Annotated in this window: 18 protein-coding genes; 9 read left to right on the forward strand and 9 right to left on the reverse strand. The window is 72.4% G+C overall.

Annotated elements, in window-relative coordinates:
• Window positions 1–45: 45 nt before the first annotated feature.
• Window positions 46–2,124 carry a M14 family zinc carboxypeptidase gene (locus Val02_RS10950; RefSeq protein ID WP_203898871.1) on the forward strand — a complete coding sequence of 693 codons (2,079 nt, stop codon included), beginning with the start codon at window positions 46–48 and terminating at the stop codon, window positions 2,122–2,124.
• Here Val02_RS10950 and Val02_RS10955 read toward each other — a convergent pair.
• Window positions 2,109–4,502, reverse strand: a complete 2,394-nt coding sequence (locus Val02_RS10955; RefSeq protein WP_203898872.1) for a hypothetical protein — start codon at window positions 4,500–4,502, stop codon at window positions 2,109–2,111. The two genes, Val02_RS10950 and Val02_RS10955, sit on opposite strands and share 16 nt — an antisense overlap.
• 94 nt (window positions 4,503–4,596) lie before the next feature.
• Here Val02_RS10955 and Val02_RS10960 point away from each other — a divergent pair, with 94 nt between their 5' ends.
• From Val02_RS10960 to Val02_RS10970, 3 genes are all read left to right on the forward strand, one after another.
• A complete protein-coding gene (locus Val02_RS10960) occupies window positions 4,597–5,100 on the forward strand; it encodes an LURP-one-related/scramblase family protein (RefSeq protein ID WP_203898873.1) in 504 nt (167 codons plus the stop codon).
• 66 nt (window positions 5,101–5,166) lie between these two features.
• Window positions 5,167–6,414, forward strand: a complete 1,248-nt coding sequence (locus Val02_RS10965; protein WP_203898874.1) for an FAD-dependent oxidoreductase — start codon at window positions 5,167–5,169, stop codon at window positions 6,412–6,414.
• An 8-nt stretch (window positions 6,415–6,422) separates the two neighbouring features.
• Entirely contained in the window at window positions 6,423–6,905 is a 483-nt protein-coding gene (locus Val02_RS10970) for a MarR family winged helix-turn-helix transcriptional regulator (RefSeq protein ID WP_239152699.1), read from the forward strand.
• Window positions 6,906–6,923: 18 nt separating this feature from the next.
• On the opposite strand, the gene Val02_RS10975 is transcribed toward Val02_RS10970, so the two are convergent.
• Window positions 6,924–7,724, reverse strand: coding sequence for a phytanoyl-CoA dioxygenase family protein (locus Val02_RS10975; RefSeq protein WP_203898876.1), 801 nt, complete (start codon window positions 7,722–7,724; stop codon window positions 6,924–6,926).
• A gap of 125 nt (window positions 7,725–7,849) precedes the next feature.
• Between Val02_RS10975 and Val02_RS10980 the strand changes: the two genes are divergently transcribed.
• Window positions 7,850–8,719 carry an AraC family transcriptional regulator gene (locus tag Val02_RS10980; protein ID WP_203898877.1) on the forward strand — a complete coding sequence of 290 codons (870 nt, stop codon included), beginning with the start codon at window positions 7,850–7,852 and terminating at the stop codon, window positions 8,717–8,719.
• Window positions 8,720–8,737: 18 nt separating this feature from the next.
• Here the strand turns inward: Val02_RS10980 and Val02_RS10985 are convergent, their stop codons facing one another.
• The 3 genes from Val02_RS10985 to Val02_RS10995 form a co-directional block, all read right to left on the reverse strand.
• Entirely contained in the window at window positions 8,738–9,283 is a 546-nt protein-coding gene (locus Val02_RS10985; RefSeq protein WP_203898878.1) for a hypothetical protein, read from the reverse strand.
• Window positions 9,277–10,173 carry a hypothetical protein gene (locus tag Val02_RS10990; RefSeq protein WP_203898879.1) on the reverse strand — a complete coding sequence of 299 codons (897 nt, stop codon included), beginning with the start codon at window positions 10,171–10,173 and terminating at the stop codon, window positions 9,277–9,279. Before Val02_RS10990 ends, Val02_RS10985 begins: the two co-directional genes overlap by 7 nt.
• A gap of 84 nt (window positions 10,174–10,257) precedes the next feature.
• Window positions 10,258–11,805 carry a tetratricopeptide repeat protein gene (locus Val02_RS10995; protein WP_203898880.1) on the reverse strand — a complete coding sequence of 516 codons (1,548 nt, stop codon included), beginning with the start codon at window positions 11,803–11,805 and terminating at the stop codon, window positions 10,258–10,260.
• Between the two features lie 42 nt (window positions 11,806–11,847).
• On the opposite strand from Val02_RS10995, the gene Val02_RS11000 reads away from it, so the two are divergent.
• Window positions 11,848–12,450 carry a hypothetical protein gene (locus Val02_RS11000; protein ID WP_203898881.1) on the forward strand — a complete coding sequence of 201 codons (603 nt, stop codon included), beginning with the start codon at window positions 11,848–11,850 and terminating at the stop codon, window positions 12,448–12,450.
• Here Val02_RS11000 and Val02_RS11005 read toward each other — a convergent pair.
• Window positions 12,425–13,048 (reverse strand): hypothetical protein, encoded by a 624-nt coding sequence (locus Val02_RS11005; protein WP_203898882.1) that lies wholly within the window; start codon window positions 13,046–13,048, stop codon window positions 12,425–12,427. The genes Val02_RS11000 and Val02_RS11005 overlap by 26 nt on opposite strands.
• Before the next feature lie 123 nt (window positions 13,049–13,171).
• Between Val02_RS11005 and Val02_RS11010 the strand changes: the two genes are divergently transcribed.
• Window positions 13,172–13,948: an SAM-dependent methyltransferase gene (locus Val02_RS11010; RefSeq protein WP_203898883.1), complete on the forward strand. Its 777-nt coding sequence runs from the start codon at window positions 13,172–13,174 to the stop codon at window positions 13,946–13,948.
• A gap of 68 nt (window positions 13,949–14,016) precedes the next feature.
• On the opposite strand, the gene Val02_RS11015 is transcribed toward Val02_RS11010, so the two are convergent.
• Complete coding sequence (locus tag Val02_RS11015; RefSeq protein WP_203898884.1) at window positions 14,017–14,376, reverse strand: EthD domain-containing protein; 360 nt, start codon at window positions 14,374–14,376, stop codon at window positions 14,017–14,019.
• 87 nt (window positions 14,377–14,463) lie between these two features.
• On the opposite strand from Val02_RS11015, the gene Val02_RS11020 reads away from it, so the two are divergent.
• On the forward strand, window positions 14,464–15,402 hold the full coding sequence (locus Val02_RS11020) for a helix-turn-helix transcriptional regulator (protein ID WP_203898885.1): 939 nt from the start codon (window positions 14,464–14,466) through the stop codon (window positions 15,400–15,402).
• 4 nt (window positions 15,403–15,406) lie between these two features.
• Here Val02_RS11020 and Val02_RS11025 read toward each other — a convergent pair whose 3' ends face one another.
• Complete coding sequence (locus Val02_RS11025; protein ID WP_203898886.1) at window positions 15,407–15,709, reverse strand: hypothetical protein; 303 nt, start codon at window positions 15,707–15,709, stop codon at window positions 15,407–15,409.
• Window positions 15,710–15,748: 39 nt separating this feature from the next.
• Between Val02_RS11025 and Val02_RS11030 the strand changes: the two genes are divergently transcribed.
• The gene (locus Val02_RS11030) at window positions 15,749–16,234 is read left to right on the forward strand and encodes a DinB family protein (protein WP_203898887.1); all 486 of its coding nucleotides are present in this window, start codon (window positions 15,749–15,751) and stop codon (window positions 16,232–16,234) included.
• A 3-nt stretch (window positions 16,235–16,237) separates the two neighbouring features.
• Here Val02_RS11030 and Val02_RS11035 read toward each other — a convergent pair whose 3' ends face one another.
• Complete coding sequence (locus Val02_RS11035) at window positions 16,238–16,879, reverse strand: SMI1/KNR4 family protein (RefSeq protein WP_203898888.1); 642 nt, start codon at window positions 16,877–16,879, stop codon at window positions 16,238–16,240.

The raw sequence follows: 16,879 nt of genomic DNA on the forward strand, positions 1-16,879 counted from the left end.
ACTGCGATCGACAGTGATCGACGTCGATCCGTAGGGGGGATTGTCATGACCGAGCGAGGAAGCACGGCACACCGGAAACGGTGGGCGCGGCTGGCGACGGCCGCGCTCCTCACCACCACCCTCGTCCAGACCGGGGCGGCACCGGCGCACGCGGCGCCACCGGCCGTCGCGGCGCAGGAGACCGCGCTCGTGCGGGTCCAACTGCCCGACGAGGCCATGTACGACGCGCTCGTCGCCGCCGGCGCCGACATCGCCACCCGGCCCCGCGCGGACGGCACGCGCGTGGTCGTCGACCTCGTGCTCACCGGTGCCGACCTCGCCGCCCTGACCGCCCGCGGCGCGCGGACCCTCCAGGTGATCCAGCGCGAGGGCGACGGCACCGCCCGGCACCGCGGGAGCACCCGTCGCGCCGGGGTGAACGCCGCCGACACGCTCGTCTTCCTCCAGGCGTACTGGTGGACGCAGGGCGGACGGACGTTCCTGCAGACCCAGGTCGCCACCACCGCGACCGACGACCCCGACGTGGAGATCACCGTCACCTGGCGAACGGCCGACGGGCGCACCGGCAGCTTCGACCTGTTCCGCTTCTCCGACGCCGGCGAGTACCAGTACCACTTCCAGGTGCCGCAGGCGCTGCCGGCGCAGCCCGTCGAGGTCACCGCGACGTCGAGCCTCGGCGGCACCGCCCGCCCGGCGGTGCCCGCCCGGTGGCCGAACGCGTCGCCGCCGCCCACGCCGACCGGCTACCAGAAGGACTTCGTCGACGCCTACCTGACGCCGATCGACATCCAGGCCCGGGTGCGGCGTCTCGGCCGGCAGTACCCGGATCTCGTGGACGTCATCGACCTGCCGAACAAGACCCAGGGCTACCGGCGCACCGCCGCCGCGTACCTCGGCGACCCGGCGTCGGCGGCCGTCGTCGTGGAGTCGGTCAAGTTCGGCGACCAGAACCAGAACGGCGTCCAGGCGCGCACCGTCGACCCCGGCGAGCCGAACAGCCCGCTGCGGGCGAGCCTGCGCGACCGGGTCCTGACGGTGTCGCTGGGCACCGACGCGACCGGCCGCACGGTCAGCACCACGGACCAGGTGGCCGCGCTGATCACGGCGCGCTTCCCGGACCGGTTCACGGCGTTCGTGGAGGACGGGTCGGCCGGGCTGCCGATGCCGGTGACCGGACCGGTGACGCTCTCCGACGGGCTGCGCGGGGACGTCCCGCAGCGGCCGTGGACCGTGCAGGCGCTGCGGATCGGGGCGCACCGCGACGGTTCGCGCACGGGTGTCCTCGCCTACTCGCAGGAGCACGCCCGCGAGTGGGTCACGCCGATGGTGACGCTGGAGTTCGCCGAACGCCTCCTCGCCAACGCGCGCACCGATCCCGCGACGCGCGAACTGCTCGAGGCGGTGGACGTCTTCGTCATCCCGACGGTCAACCCGGACGGGGCGAACTACTCGTTCAACGACTACAACTTCCAGCGCAAGAACATGGTGAACCACTGCGCCGGCAGCCGCCGCGACCCGCGTTACCGCAACCAGTGGGGCGTGGACGTCAACCGCAACTACGCCGTCGGTTCGCTCTTCGACGGCTATGTAGGCGCCAGCACCACCTGTACGAGCGAGGTCTACGCCGGCCCCGGCGAGCTGTCGGAGGCGGAGAGCGGCAACGTCGTCGCGCTGGCCGCCGCGCACCCGAACATCAAGTTCGCGCTGAACGTCCACAGCTACGGCGGGTACTTCATGTGGCCGCCGGGCGCGTACAAGTCGCCGGGGCGCGTCACGCTGCCGCGCCCGTCGATCGAGGAATCGGCGTACTTCCTCAACAGCGCGCGCCGGATCGTCGGCGCCATCACCTCCGAGCGCGGCACCGTCACGTGGCCGTCCCAGACGGGTCCGGTCGCGGACGTGCTGTACTCGGCCGCCGGCAACTCGGCCGACCAGCTCTACTACCAGTTCGGCATTCTCGGTTGGGACTTCGAGGTGGGCAACGACATCTGGAACCCGGCCACCGGGCAGTGGGAGGGGGTCGGGTTCCAGCCGCCGTTCGCCGAGGGGCACCAGGAGGCGATGGAGTACGCCTCCGGCCTGGTCGAGCTGGTCCGCGTGGCGAGGGACTACCGCGCGGGCTGATCCCGCACCGTCGCGGTGACCGGGCCGAGCCACCGGTCGCCCGCGTTCACGCTCAGCCGGAGCCGCTCGGCCGGCTCGGCGACGTCGTCGCGCACGGTCGGGACGGTCAGGTCGACGCTGACCGTTCCGGCCGGCACGACGAGCCGGTAACCCAGCAGGCGGGCGAGCGGGCGTTCCGGCAGGGGCGCGTTGCCGGTGCCGGCGAGCCAGCCCGGGTCGACGTCCACTGTGGACAGTTCCGGGCCGTCGTTCGTCGGCACGCCGCTGACGAACAGGTCCAGGTCGTCGTCGAGCGGTTCGGACAGCGTGATCCGCCAGCTGAGGGCCGCCCCCTCGGTCACGTCGTCGGCGACGGCGGCGATGCCGATCGCGGGCGGCGGGTCGTCGTTGCGGACGGTGACGGTCGCGCGGTAGGCGCCGATCACCGCGTCGCGGGCGGCCCACGCCTGCACCGTGTACTCCCGGTCGGGGCCGTAGCGCCGGTCGCCCGTGACGGTCAGCGGCAGTTCCAGCTCGTTCGTGCCCGGTGCGACCGGTACCAGCGCGCTGTGCTCGGGTCCGTTGCGGCCGCGCACGCTCAGCCACACCTGTCCGGTGCCGGTCCCGCTGACCGTCGCGGGCACCCGCAGCGCCCTGGTGCCGTCGTCTCCTTCGTCCACTGTGGACGATCCGAGGTCGACGCGGACTTCGTCCGTCGTGGGGGCGTCCGCCGTGCCCGGGCTCCAGCCCCACGCGTCGAGCAGCCACGCGCTTCCGCTTCCCTTCGTGGGAACGACACTGAGCACGGCCACCTCCCGTACCGTGCGCAGCGGCAGCCGCACCTCCTGCGCCCACGCGGAGTACGTGTTCGCCGTGCCGGGCAGCCCGTCCAGACGCACCTGACCGAGCACCTCGCGCCGCCCCGACGGCGCGGTGACGGCCACCTCGAGGTGCGTGCCGGTGCTGTTCGGCGGCACCACCACGCGCAGCGCCACCTCCCGCGCGCCGGCCAGCGACACCGGCCGCGCCGGGCGGAACGTCGCCGCCGCGCCGGCGTCGCCCCACCGCATCGCGGCGCCGTGGCGGCCCGGGGTGGCGCGCATGCCGAAGACCGCGTTCGCGTGCGGCGAACCCTCCGGCAGCGCGCATCCCACGGCCGGATCGGGATGGGACAGCAGGCAGACGCGCGCTCCCGTGGTCGTGACGCTCGGATCCGGTGTCACCAGCGGGACGCGGTTGCCGCCGAGGGCGTGCGCCCGCACCACGGCCCGCCCGGCGCTCGGCGCCCGTGCCCCTGATCCGTCGAGCAGCGGCAGCACGCTGTCGTCGCCGAGGCCGAACAGGCGCGCCGCGGCCGCGAGGTACGTGGCGCCGGCCGCCCGCTGTTCGGCCGCGGTGAGCCGCTCCGGCGCGGTGCCCGGTGTGCACAGCCGGTCCGGGGTGGCGCTGGTGAAGTCGTCCCACGCGGTGTTCTGCGTCAGCCCCGGCGTCCACTCGGTGTTGAACCAGTTGTGGTTCGCCCCGGCCAGGTGCACGGCGCTGTGCAGCGCGACGCCCCGGCCGACGCCCCGGGTCCCGTCGACGTACACCTGCCCTTCCAGGCGCGCGGCGTCACCGTCGCAGCCCGGCAGGAGCGACATCGACGGCACCTCCTCGACCGGGTTGTGCCCGAACGAGGTGGGCCCGATCAGCGCGATGCCCCGGATCCGCCAGCGCACCGGGAGCACCTGCGCGTCGGGTTCCGGCGAGGGGTGCAGGGTGTCCATGGCGGCCCGGCTGACCCCGTCGCCGCCGCGCGAGTGTCCGACGAGGACGACCCGGGACAGGTCGGCCGGCGGGACGGCCCGCAGCACCTGCGGCACGTCGCCCTCACCCGCGGCCCACCCGGCGAGCCGGGCGAGATGCTGGCGCACCAGCGACGAACGGGCCCGCGCGCCACCGTCGGCCGGCTCCCAGTCCTGGGCGTCGACGGCGTTCGCGGTGATCGACACCGTCAGGAACCCCTGCGCGGCGAGCAACTCCTGCACCGGCAGGAAGCCGCGGCTGCTCAGCGTCGGCCGGTACCCGTCAAGGCACGGCCAGGCGAAACTCCCGTCGGTCGGCCCGGGCCCGCGTGAGCAACTCGGGTAGTGCCCGTGCAGAAGAAGAACGACCGGCAGCGGTCCCGGCGCGTCGACCGGCGCCACGACCACCGCCCCGAAGTCCACCGGGTCGAACAGGTCCGGCACGGCCACGGGCGGCAGTTCGTAGGCGCCGGTGGTGGTCCGGTAGGGGCCGGGCCGTCCGGGGTCGTTCACCGGCGGCGGTTGCTCCCGCGCCTCGGCGGCCGAGCCACCGGGGCCGACGACGAGAAAACCGAGCAGCAGGGCGGCCGCCACGAGCGGGAACCGGATTCGCACACCTCTATGACGGGCGAACGGTCGATCTTGGTCACGCCCGGGCGAAATGCCCGTCGGCGCGCGTTCCACCCGGGGAGCCCGCAGAATGTGGCGCATGTATCTCATCCGCGAACGGATCTTCGACCTCGGCAACGACTTCGACATCACCGACGAGTCGGGCGAACGCGTCTACCACGTCGACGGCAAGGTGCTGACGTTGCGCGACCGGCTCGTCATCGAGGACACCGCCGGGCGGGAGGTGGCCGCCGTGCACCGCCAACTGGTGGCGCTGCGCCGCACGTACACCATCGAGATCGGTGGCGAGAAGGCGGCTGAGGTGCGCAAGAAGCTGTTCACGCCGTTCCGCGAGAAATTTACGATCGACGTCCCCGGCCCGGAGGATCTCGAGATGAAGGGTGACCTGCTGGATCACGAGTATTCGATCGAACGCGACGGCGTCGAGCTGGCGTCGGTGTCGAAGAAGTGGTTCCGGGTCCGGGACACCTACGCGGTCAAGATCGCCGAGGGGGTCGACCACCTGCTGATCCTCGCCTCCGTGCTGGCGCTGGATCTCGCGCAGTCGCGCGCGGAGAAGGAGCGCGCGGAACGCGGCGACTGACCGGCCCGCCGGAGCGTGGCACTTCGGCGGCCTTGCCCAAATCATCTTAGTCATTAAGATAACCGAATGGTCACAACGACCGAATTCTCGGTGGCGATCGCCGGTGCGGGACTGTCGGGCCTCTGCCTCGCCCAGTACCTGACGCGCGCCGGCATCGACGTACACGTCTACGAACGGGATCCGGGCCCCTTCGTCCGGCGCCAGGGCTACCGGATCATCCTCGACCGGTTCGGGTTGGAGGCGCTGCGCGAGAGCCTGCCCCGCCCGCTGTTCCGGCTGGTGCTGGCCACCAGCGACGAGCCCGGCGGGCACCTGCGCTTCACCGACAGCCGGCTGCGGGACGCGTTCACCATCACCTTCAAGGACGAGGCGCACGCGACCCGCCAGGTCGACCGGCTGACCCTGCGCTCGATCCTGCAGTCCGGGCTGGACGGGCGCATCCACTACGGCCACTCCGCCATCGGGGTGGAGGAAAGCGGTCGGGGACGGCTGCGGCTGCACTTCTCCGACGGCGGGGCCGCCGAGGCGTCCGTCGTGGTGGGCGCGGACGGCGTCCGTTCGGCGCTGCGCGCGCAGCTCATGCCGGACGCGGAGCCGGCCAACACCCCGATGGCGGGCGTCTACGGCCGTTCGCCCCTGCGCCGCAACGGCGAGAGCGTCATCCCGGAGCCGCTGCGCACCAGCGGGGTCCTGTCCATCGCCGACCGGCCGGGCCGCGCCTTCTTCTTCACCTCCATGCGCTTCGGCGAGAACCCGCCGGACGCGTTCGCGCGCCTGGCGCCGGGCAGCTACGCGCCCACCGGCGACGACTACGTCATGTGGGGACTGCTGCTGCGGCAGGTGGAGGTGCCCTTCAGCTTCCGCGGGGACCTGCTGGCGCTGCGCGAGTTGGCGGCCCGCAAGAGCGCGGGCTTCCACCCGCTCATCCAGCGGCTGGTCGACACGGCCGAACTGGACGCCACGGTGCTCAACCCGTTCGCCACCGGCCGGCGCCCGCGCCGCTGGGCGGTGCCCCGGGCGACGATGATGGGCGACGCCGTGCACGCCATGCCGCCGTTCGGCGCGCACGGCGGCAACACCGCGCTGCGCGACGCCGCCCTGCTCGGCAGCCGGCTGGTCGAGGCCCTGGCGAGCGGCACGCCCGTGGAGGACGCGATCACCCGCTACCAGAACGAGATGGTGCCCTACGCGTTCCGCGCCGTCGACACCGCCGCCGGCCTGATGCGCCGCCTCACCGGGAACGCGGCCGCACCGCACTGGGTGCTGACCCGCGTGCTACCTCGGTTGCACCGGGTCACCGTGCCGGAGGCATGATTGCGGGCATGTCCCACGAGCCGGCCCGAGCGTCCGCGATCGCCGACCTCATGCGGGCGGGCCGGGAGAACTCACGGCTGTCCATGGTGTTCCGGTACGCCGTCGCGGAGCGGCTCGGCCTTACCGTCAGCGACCTGGAATGCCTGGATTATCTGGCAGACGTCGGATCCGCCACCGCGGGACAGGTGGCCGAGCGGACCAGGCTCACCACCGGGGCGGTGACCAGCATGCTCCGCCGGCTCCAGCACGCCGGCTACGTGACGGCCGAACGCGACCCGGCCGACCGGCGGCGGACGATCGTCACCATGCGGCCGGAGCGGGTCGCCGAACTGGAGCGACCCTACGAGCGCTTCGCCAAAGGGGTGGGGCGGCTCATCGACGGCTACAGCGTCGAGGAGCTCAGGCTGCTGGCGCGGCACTTCGGCCACCTGCAGGCGATGTACCTCGCCGAACTGGACCGGCTGCGCGAGGGCGAGCAGCGTTCCGCCTGAGCGGTCGCCGCGCCCCGGCTACCCGGCGCCGTTGCCGTCCGGGCCGGGGGTGTCCTTGCCGAGGCCCCTGCGGATCGCGATCTCCACGGGCGAGTACGCGCCGTCGGCCCGTTCCAGTTCGTACGGCACGGCCGGCATCAGCGGCGGCTGAGCCATGAACCGCGGCCGCGTCCCGTGGTGCGGTTGCGCGGCGTGCACCAGGAACGGATGGCACAGGAAGACGTCACCCGGGGAACCGGTGGCGAGGGCGAGCGGCCGGTGTGCGGACACCGCCGCCAGTTCGGGCGCGAGGGTCAGCCCGCTCGCGCCGTCCGGCCCGTACTTCTCCAGCACGGTCGGCACGTCGAGGTGTGAGCCCACCCGGATCCGGGTCGGGGCGTCCCGCTCGCCGACCTCGCTGAACAGGAACAGCATCAGCAGCGCGCGGCCCCGGGAACGCACATCGGTGAAGTACCAGCTCTCGCCCTGCGGCAGGTAACTGCCCTCGATGTGCCAGCCCGCGTCGTCCGGCTCCTCCTCGTGCGGGAAGCGCAGCGGGAACGTGCCGAGCGAGTAGCGCGGCTCCCAGCGTCCCGCGCCGACGAGCAGGTCGTACGCGTGGTGCAGGAACGGCGAGTTGGGCGCGGCGGCGAACGGTCCCTGCGCCATGCCGGGCACCCAGTGCACCGGCTGCGTCCACGTCGCCGGGTCGTCCGGTTCGCAGCCGGTCTCCCGCCACAGCAGCCGCGCGCAGTCCGCGGCGACGCGCGGCGCGACGGCGCCGGCCAGCCGCACGAAGCCGTCGCGGAGAAAGCGGGATACCAGGGTCACGTCGTCCATGCCGCCATCGTGCGGCGGCGCGTTCCCCGATGGCCCGACACTTCCCGCCCGGCCTTTGTCGGGTCCGGCGGCGACGATTCCGGCATGATCGGACCGCACCGGGGGCGCCGTCGGGGGGAGGCTTCATGATCTCGGCACTCAACCGGCTCGTGGATCTGGTCGAGGAGAACCTGACCGGGGACTTCGACGTCAAGGGCGCGGCCCGGACGCTGGGCACGACCGAGTACCACCTCCGGCGGATGTTCTCGTCGCTGGCCGGGATGCCGCTGTCGGAGTACCTGCGCCGCCGCCGCATGACCGTCGCCGCCGCCGATGTGGTCCGCGGTGCGGAGGATCTGCTGAGCATCGCCGTCCGGTACGGATACGGCTCGACGGAGGCGTTCGGGCGGGCGTTCCGGGCGGTCCACGGCGCCGGCCCCGGAGAGGTGCGCCGCGCCGGCGGCCCTTTGCGCACCCAGCCACAGATCAGGTTCCGCCTGACCGTGGAGGGGAGCGAACGCATGAACGCCCGCATCGTCGAGCGCCCCGGCTTCCGGCTCGTGGGGCACGCCGTTCGCGTCGCGCTGGTCCACCGGGGCGTCAACCCGCACATCCGACAGCACGTCGCCGCGCTGCCGACGGAGGAGCATCCGCGTTTGAAGGCCCTCGCCGACACCGAACCGGCGGGCCTGCTCGCGGTCAGCGACGACCTCGACCCCGACCGCGCCGAGGGCAGCGAGTTGACCTACCTGCACGGGGTCGCGGTGTCCCCGGACTCGCCGCTCCCCGGCGGCCTCGACGTCATCGAGGTCCCGGCCGGCAGATGGGTGGTCATCCGGACCGCGGGCCCGCATCCGCAGAGCCTGCAGAACGCCTGGGCCGCGACCGCGACCGAGTGGTTCCCGTCGAACCCGTGGCGGCTACGGCCGGGCCCCGAGATCGTGGCGGTACTCGAGCACGCGCTCGACCTCAGCACCGCGACCTGCGAACTCTGGCTCCCCGTCGAACCGGCATGACAACCCGCTGCCGGCGGGCTAGGCGTTGCACCTGACCCGCCACTCCGGGCTCGCGTTCGGCCCGCACCGGTACGGGTTCCCCGGGTACGCCGGCGCGGGATCCCAGACCTGCTCCAGCACGTCGGGAGCGACGACAGTCAGGCGGAACCTGTTCCCCGGCTTCGGCCCGTCCGGCCCGGCGTCGAACTCGGGCACGGGTGCGCCCCGCTCGTCGGTGTACGCCACGGAGACGACCGTCCCGATCGCGTGCGTCGACGTCACCTCGAACCGGAGCCGGTCCCGCCCGGTGCACATCGGCGAGGAGGGGTCGCCCGTTCGGCACGGCCCGGCGTTCCACACGGTCTCGCCGGTCAGGTCGGCGCGGATCTCCAGGCTGGAGCCGTGCACCAGCCACGTTCCCACGTAGGGCTCGATGCGTTGGCCCGGCCGGTCCTTCCCGATCAGGTCCGGGACCAGTTGGGTGGCGACGACGATCGCCGGCCCGCCCAGGAGAACGCAGGCGAGGAGCACGGTGATCATCCACGGCTTGACGCGGATCGTCCTCGGGGCGGGTCGCGTCAGCACCGCTGGTCCCCGCCGCGCACGCAGTGCCGTTCCACGTTGGAGTCGGCCGTCACCAGGAACGGCTTGCCGCCGTTGTCGATGACCTGCGTTCCCGAGCGGCCCTCGGAGGTCCAGTCGACCTCGACGGTCCACTCGCAGAGGCACTTGCTCGTGGACGCGGCCACGATGAAGCTCTGGGCATCGCCGATGGTGGTGGTGTCCGGCGCGGTGATCGGTTCCGAGTTCTGCGGCGGCGCCACGTCGGATCCGGCCGCCACCTGCTTCAGCGTCGGCCGGGAGGCGTCGAGATCGGCCGAGCCGTACTGGTAGGTCCCGCCCCCGCCGCAGGCGTACGCGAAGCTGTTGCCCCGCATCGGTTCCTTCCGCGACACCACCCTCACCCGGATGTCGACGAGCACCACCTGCGCCGCGCTGCGGCCCTGGACGGTGAACCGGATGCCCGCGGTGGCCACCGGAACAGCTGCGTTCGCCATGGCCCACCGCTGCCAGTCCTGGTCGGTGGTCAGGTCGTCGGTCGGCTCCGCCCCACCGGGCGGCAGGATCCAACCGAGGCTGCACGGCGTCTTGACGTCGGCGACCGCCACGGTGAACGGCACCCCGCCGGCATCGGCGGCGGGATCCGTCGTGGCTTCCGCGCCGGCCGACGGCGCGGCGCTCGACTGCTGCGCCCGGGGTACGCCGGCGGGCGCCCGCGCATCGCCGCCGGTACCGCTGAGCGTCGCCGCGGTGACCAGGGTCGTGCCCGCGCCGAGCACCACGGCGACGGCGAGACCGACGAGAACCGTGCGCGCGCTGAAGGTGTGATCGCCGAACTTGAAGATGTACTGCCGGTTGTTCTCCCCGACCTGGAAATCGGCGCTGTTGTCGATGTTGTGCGTCGGCGTACGCATGCGGCCAGCGTCTCGAAAGTTCGACGTGATCAATATGGTCGATCAGGCCGAACTGTCGTGACACCCCGCCATCGGCGGTGGCCCTTATGAGGAACGCCGATGGCCGATGCGGCGCAGCAGTCGGCCCACGCCGGTGACGCCGGCGGACAGAAGGCCACCGATCCAGGCCGGCACGCCGAAGACGATGGCGATGAAGCCCGGCACCCCGATCAGGTCCGGCAGCGGCAGCGCCGCGGTCGGCAGGACCGCCGCGGCGAGGATGACCACCAGTTCCACCAGCATGCCGAGCGCCAACGGCGTCAGCAGCAACCCGAGCAGCGCGTTCGGCGGGCCGGGGCGGCGCAGCAGCCGGCGCCGGACCCACCAGCCGTAACCGACCAGCGCGGCGAGGGCGGCGCCGGCGATCGGGGCCCGGACCGGCCAGGCCTCCGGCGGATCCATGCTGATCCCCCACGGCACGAGGGAGAGCACCGCGCCCGTGCGGAACATCCGCCACGCGAACCGGCCGGCGAACGAGGCGTCACGGTGCTCCGCGAGCATGTCGGTCGGCGCCGCGACGGCATCGGCCGGGCGGGGCCCCGCCTGCGGCGGTCCGGCCACCCGACGGTCCACGAGCGCCACCGCGATCCCCATCGCGAACAGCACCAGCAGGTGCGCGACGGTCGGGATCAGCAGCCACGCCGGTGGCCTGTCCTCCGGTTCGAGCATCGATCCGCAGACGGTGAGCGCCACGGCGGACAGCGTGCACAGGGCCAGCCCGACCAGCCGCACCCTGGCCCGGACGTCGACCCGGAGCATCCGCCGGGCGTACCCGCGCAGCCCCGGCGACAGCGAACGCCACGTCCGCGCGGCCCACACGTACCAGAGCACGGGCGGCAGGAACACGGTCGCCCACATCCACGGAAAGGCCGTGAAGAGGCCGAGCGCGCCGCTGAACCAGACGGCCAGCATCGCCCACCCGCCGACGCCGAACAGCAGCCGGTCCAACTGGGTGCGGGCGTCGTGATCGGTGGGCGCCTCGGACAGCGCGGCGCCGAGGAGCCGGGCCGCCTCGGACACGCGCGCGTCGCCGATGGCGAGGCGGCCCAGCCGGGTCATCGCCTCCGTGTGCCCGGGGTCGAGGGCCAGCGTCCGCCGGTACGACGCGCGGGCCTTCCGCTTCAAGCCGATCTGGTCGAACAGCAGACCCCTGATGAAGTGCGGACCCGGATGCTGCGGCTCCAGACCGACGGCGTGCGCGGCGGCGCGCAGGGCCCGGCGCGGGTGGCCCTGGCCCAGTTCGGCCATTGCCAGCGCCGAGTGGCCGCGCCAGTTGTCGGGCTGCAGGCGCACCGCCTCCAGCGCGCTGGCCAGAGCCGCCGCCGGATCCTCCAGCGCGACGAGGGCGAACGCCAGCAGCATGTGCCCGTCCTGATGTTCGGGGTCGGCCTCGACGGCGTGGCGGGCCGCGTCGCGCATCGCGGGCAGGTTGTCCTCGCCCTGATGCGTGCGCGCCAGCAGGCACAGCGCCTCGGCGTGGTGCGGCTCCACGACCAGCAGGGCGGTGACCTCGCGGCGGGCCGCGTCGTACCGGCCGATCTCGAGCAACGCCTGCGCACGCGCCAGCTGCGCCGGGCCGGCCTCGGTGTCCATCGGCATGATCTTAGGGCGGCGGCTTTCCGATAAGGTCGGGAGATGCGCACCGGGGGGACACGTTTCCGCGATCCGGCGTCGGCCGCCTCGCTGGACGTGTTGGCGGCCGACCCGATCGACGTGGTGTGTCCGCGTTGCGGCGCCCACGCCCGCGTGGTCGGGGAGCCGGGCGACGACCGGCCGTCGACGACCCGCGCCCGGCGGATGGTGTGTCCCGCCTGCGCGCACACCGGGAGGTGGTCGACGCGGACCGGTTCGTCCTGGTGGGGCCTGCCGGTCGATCCGTTCTTCCGGCAGCCGCTGTGGCTCACCGCCGCCGTGCGTGGGCACCGGCTGTGGGCGTACAACCGCGCGCATCTGGACGTGCTGGCGGGGTTCGTGGCGGCCCGGCTGCGCGAGCGCGGGCCGTCCGCGGGCTGCTGTGAGATGACGATGATCGAGACGTTGCCGGCGTGGCTGAAGTCGGCCCGCAACCGCGCCGACGTTCTGTCGGCCGTGGAACGCCTCCGGGCCCGGCTCGACGACCCGGGCCGGGCCGCCCGCCGGCCGCGGAGCCCGGTGAGCGGGGCGGACCTGCGCCGATTCGGCGCTCACGAGCACCGATATTTTCATGGGAACGTCACGCGCCCAGGCCACGCAACCTGATCAGCACCACCGCGACGACCGCGATGACGGCCGCGGCGGCGATCCGGCGGCACCGCACCCACGTCGAGTAGGCGTTCAGCCAGGCGATCACGGCGTCGAGACCCGGCGACGGCCCGGACGGCGGCAACGGGCGCACCGCCGCGATGCGCACCGCGGCACTCGTCGCGGCCGGTGCGGGAGCCGCCGTGCGGGTCGGCGGCGCCGGGTCGATGACGAACGCCTCCGGGTACCAGCCGGCGCTCGGCCAGGTGGTGATCGTGTCGACCGGGCCGTCCGAGGGCACCGGCGTCACCTCGAACCGGATCTCGCGCGATGTCTCCGCGGGGACCTCCACGCGCCGTCGCGCGACGCGGCGGGCGAGCGCGACGCCGACGAAGCGTTCGGCCGGGTCGGCCCGGTGCGGTATCCGCCGCAGCAGCTCGAACCACTGCCACCGCAGGGCGACGTCGGTCAGCACCTCGCCGTAGACCGCGTCGGCGTCCAGCTCGTCACCGGTCAGGCGGCGGGCATCGCGTCGCAACGCCTCGAAGTGGCGTTCGACGAACCGTTTGTAGCCCGGCGCCGGCTCCAGGCTCAGCTGCGGCAGCAGACCGGCCATCCGTCCATGGTCGCCGACTCCGCCGCCGAACGCACTCCCCGTCGACCGGGTGCCGGTCGCGGCGGCCGCGCGGCATTGCCTACGATCGTTCTCTCACGGCCGCCTCATCGAAGAGGATTCCTGATGTCCGATCCCACCGTCGACGTAACCCGGCCGAGCAGTGCCCGGGTGTGGAACTACCTGCTGGGCGGCAAGGACAACTTCGCCGTCGACCGGGAACTGGGTGACGCGCTGCGCACGGCCAACCCGGGTATCGCGGCGATCGCCCTGGCACAGCGGAAGTTCCTGATCCAGGCGGTCACGCTCATCGCCGGTGAGGTGGGCATCCGGCAGTTCCTCGACATCGGCACCGGGCTCCCGACGGCCGACAACACCCACGAGGTGGCGCAGCGGGTGGCACCCGAGTCGCGGATCGTCTACGTCGACAACGATCCGCTGGTGCTGGCGCACGCCCGCGCGCTGCTGACCAGTTCCCCCGAGGGCCGGACCGCGTACGTCGACTCCGACGTGCAGGATCCCGAACGGATCCTGAGCGAGGCCGCCGCCACCCTCGACTTCAGCAGGCCGGTGGCCCTGACCATGATCGGCATCCTGGGCAACGTCGCCGACTACGTAGAGGCCCGCGCGATCGTCGGCAAGCTGCTCGCCGCCGTCCCCTCGGGCAGCTACCTGGTGGTCAGCGACGGCACGAGCACCAGCACGCAGAGCGTGGAGAGCCAGCGGGTCGCCAGCCGGAGCGGCCACCCCTACAACCTGCGCACGCCCGAGCAGATCGGCGGCTATTTCGAGGGCCTCGAACTGCTCGAGCCCGGCGTGGTGCCGATCTCGCAGTGGCGCCCGCAGCCCGGTTCGACGCCGCCGGCCCTCGACGCGTACTGCGCGGTCGGCCGCAAGCCGTAACGCGGACCCGGCGGCGGGGCTCGGGCCGGCTGAAGCGTGCCACGGACAAACCACACCGTCACAGCAGCTCAGAACAGATCTCCTGCTGGCGCATCAGTCCGATCGATCACGACGTCTTCCGTGCAGACCATCTGCTGAACCGAGGTGGGGTCGACGAAGTTCCGGTGGTCCGGGTCGACGATCTTCAGGAAATTGTCGCTGAAGAAGAGGGCTTCGAGGCCGGCCATATCGTCGAACCACGCCTCGACGATCGAGTCGAACTCCGAGCCGGGGGACTGGGCCGCCTGCACCGGATAGGACACGACGAACCGGCGGAGGTACTGCTCCGTTTCCGGGATCGACATCAGCAGCGGCCGGTGCACGATCCTCTGGTAGTCGACGAACTCGTCGTGGGTCATGTGCTTGGCACGCTTGAGCGCGAGAATCATCTTGATCATGGCTTGGGCCCTTCGCGGGAGTACGAGATGTCGCGGTCGACTCTGTCGGCCCCTTCCGCGAGTGCCCAGAGTCTCCCGATGATGGTGGCCGGACCACCAGCCTCGACTCGCCCGGTACGTGAGATCGTGATCGGCATGGCAAACGTTCGATCGCGCGAACTTGGCGCATACCTGCGCGCGCGGCGCGATCGCCTCTCGCCGGAGGACGTGGGCCTGCCCGGCGGTCGCGGCAGACGGCGGGTCAAAGGACTGCGCCGCGAGGAGGTGGCGGTTCTGGCCAACGTCGGCTGCACCTGGTACACGTGGCTGGAGCAGGGACGCGATGTCCAGCCGAGCATCGAGGTCCTCCGCGGCATCGCCGACGCCCTGCGGCTGTCGAGAGACGAGCGCCGTCATCTGCTACTGCTCGGCGGGCATCCCGGCGCCGAACAGGTACCTGCCTATGAGAGGTCCGACGGCCTGCTGCAGGGGTTGCTGGACCAACTCGCTCCGTATCCGGCGGTCGTGCTGGCACCCTGGTTCGAGCCGGTTGCCTACAACGCACCGTTCCGGTTCATGATCGACGACCTTGAGTCGATACCCGAGTCGGACCGGAACTGCGCCTACCTGAACTTCACCCACCCCGACTGGATCGCCGGGCACACCGACCATGAGCAGGAGTGCGCCACGATCGTGGCCGCACTCCGCGCAAGCCAGGGCGAGTCGGTGACCGATCCAGCCTGGAAGCCACTGCTGGCCCGCCTCCGGGCCGACTCACCGCTGTTCGCGCGTCTTTGGGGCCGGGCCGACGTGGCCACCGACTCCCAGGAACCCAAGCGCGTCCTGTCCCGGCACGTCGGCAGGCTCGCACTACGCCCGATCACCATGCTGCTCCAGGAGAATCCGCACACCCGCGTACTCGTCTACCAGCCCGACGACAACATCACCCGGGAACGCCTCGAAGAACTCGCCAGCCGGATCACCACCGGCCACATCAACGGTCCGGCAAATGCGCAACGCTTGCGGTCGGTGTCCTGAAGAATTAGGAGGCCTCCGACAGGGAGCGCCCGTCGACGGTGAACGTCGTCCGCCCGTCCCGGTCCTCCACATCGGACCTCAACCGGATCACGGCGCCGCCGTCGGCGCGCCGCTCCAGCACGTCACAGGGAAGCTCCAGCCCGACCGGCAGTGACCCGCCCGGCGTCAGCCGGCCGTCGCCGTCCAGCACGGGCACCTTGTCCACAATGGACACCACGGAGCCGTCCGACTCCGTCAGCAACACCTCGACCCACCCCGGCCACTCCTCGTCGACCCAGCGGACGGCCGCCACGCGCACCACGTACATAGGGTGATCCTCCCGCGCGGAGGCTCTAATCTGTGCGACGTGGACCGGTGTGACGAGTGCGGCTTCGACTACACCGCCGTGTCGGCGGAGGACCTGCGGGGCCGGCTGGAGGCGGCGGGTCCGCGCTTCGCCGCCGCCCTCGCCGCGGTCGTCGACCCGCGCCGCCGTCCGGCGCCGTCGGTCTGGTCGCCGTTGGAGTACACCTGCCACGTCCGCGATGTCCTGTATGTTCAGGGGGAACGGGTGGCGCTCGCGCTGCGGGTCGACAATCCTGAGTTCGTGCCGATGGGTCGGGAGGAGCGGGTCGTCGCCGACGCCTACAACGCCCAGGACCCGCAGGCCGTCCTGACGGAACTGACCGGAGCCGCACACGAGCTGGCGCGGGTCTTCGACGCCCTCGGCCCCGCGCAGTGGGAACGCACCGGGATCTATCCGTGGCCGGCCGCGCAGACGCGCACGATCCTGTGGCTCGGCAGGCACACCGTGCACGAGGTGGAGCACCACCTGATGGACGTGGCCCGCTGACGCCTATGGGCTGTCGTTCCACTCCAGTTCGCCGTCGGGGAGCACGCCGGCCCAGGCCCGGGGATCGCTGGCCGAACCGGCGGCCCGGAGCCGTTCGGCGAACTCGACCATCGCCGGCCGGCCGAACTCCAGCGCGTCGGCGATGTCGGTCAGCATGTCGGTGACACCCGTCCAGGTCGGCGGCTGCAGGAAACCCTCCTCGTGGTCCCACTCGCTGACGCAGCCGTGTGCCGGCCCCACGCGCAGATCGACGAAGTTCACCTGACCGCAGTTGTCCGTGGAGATCGGCACGAAGGTGTGCTGATAGCGCTGGCTGAACGTGCCCGCCGCGGAGTCGTCGACGTCGGCGTAGCGCGGGGTCCCCGCCGACAGCCGGACCAACCAGCGCCGTTCCGCGCGCGCTTTCGTCACCGGCAGCGGTACGTGGATCCACGGGATCAGTGCGTGCAGCACCCCCGGGGCGAACCCGTCGGTGAGCAGCCACCAGGCGCGCAGCTCGGCGGGAAGCGGTACGCCGACATCCCGTTCGAGCGCGTCGATCTCCTCGGGATCCGCCGGCCCGCGTACCTGTGCGGCGGTGCCCGGCGCGTGAACGGTGAGCCAGCCGGCGATCCGGCGCCAGGCGTTGCTCACAGCATCGGTCAT

Origin of the sequence: Virgisporangium aliadipatigenens (assembly GCF_016863615.1) — a bacterium.
Lineage (GTDB): Bacteria > Actinomycetota > Actinomycetes > Mycobacteriales > Micromonosporaceae > Virgisporangium > Virgisporangium aliadipatigenens.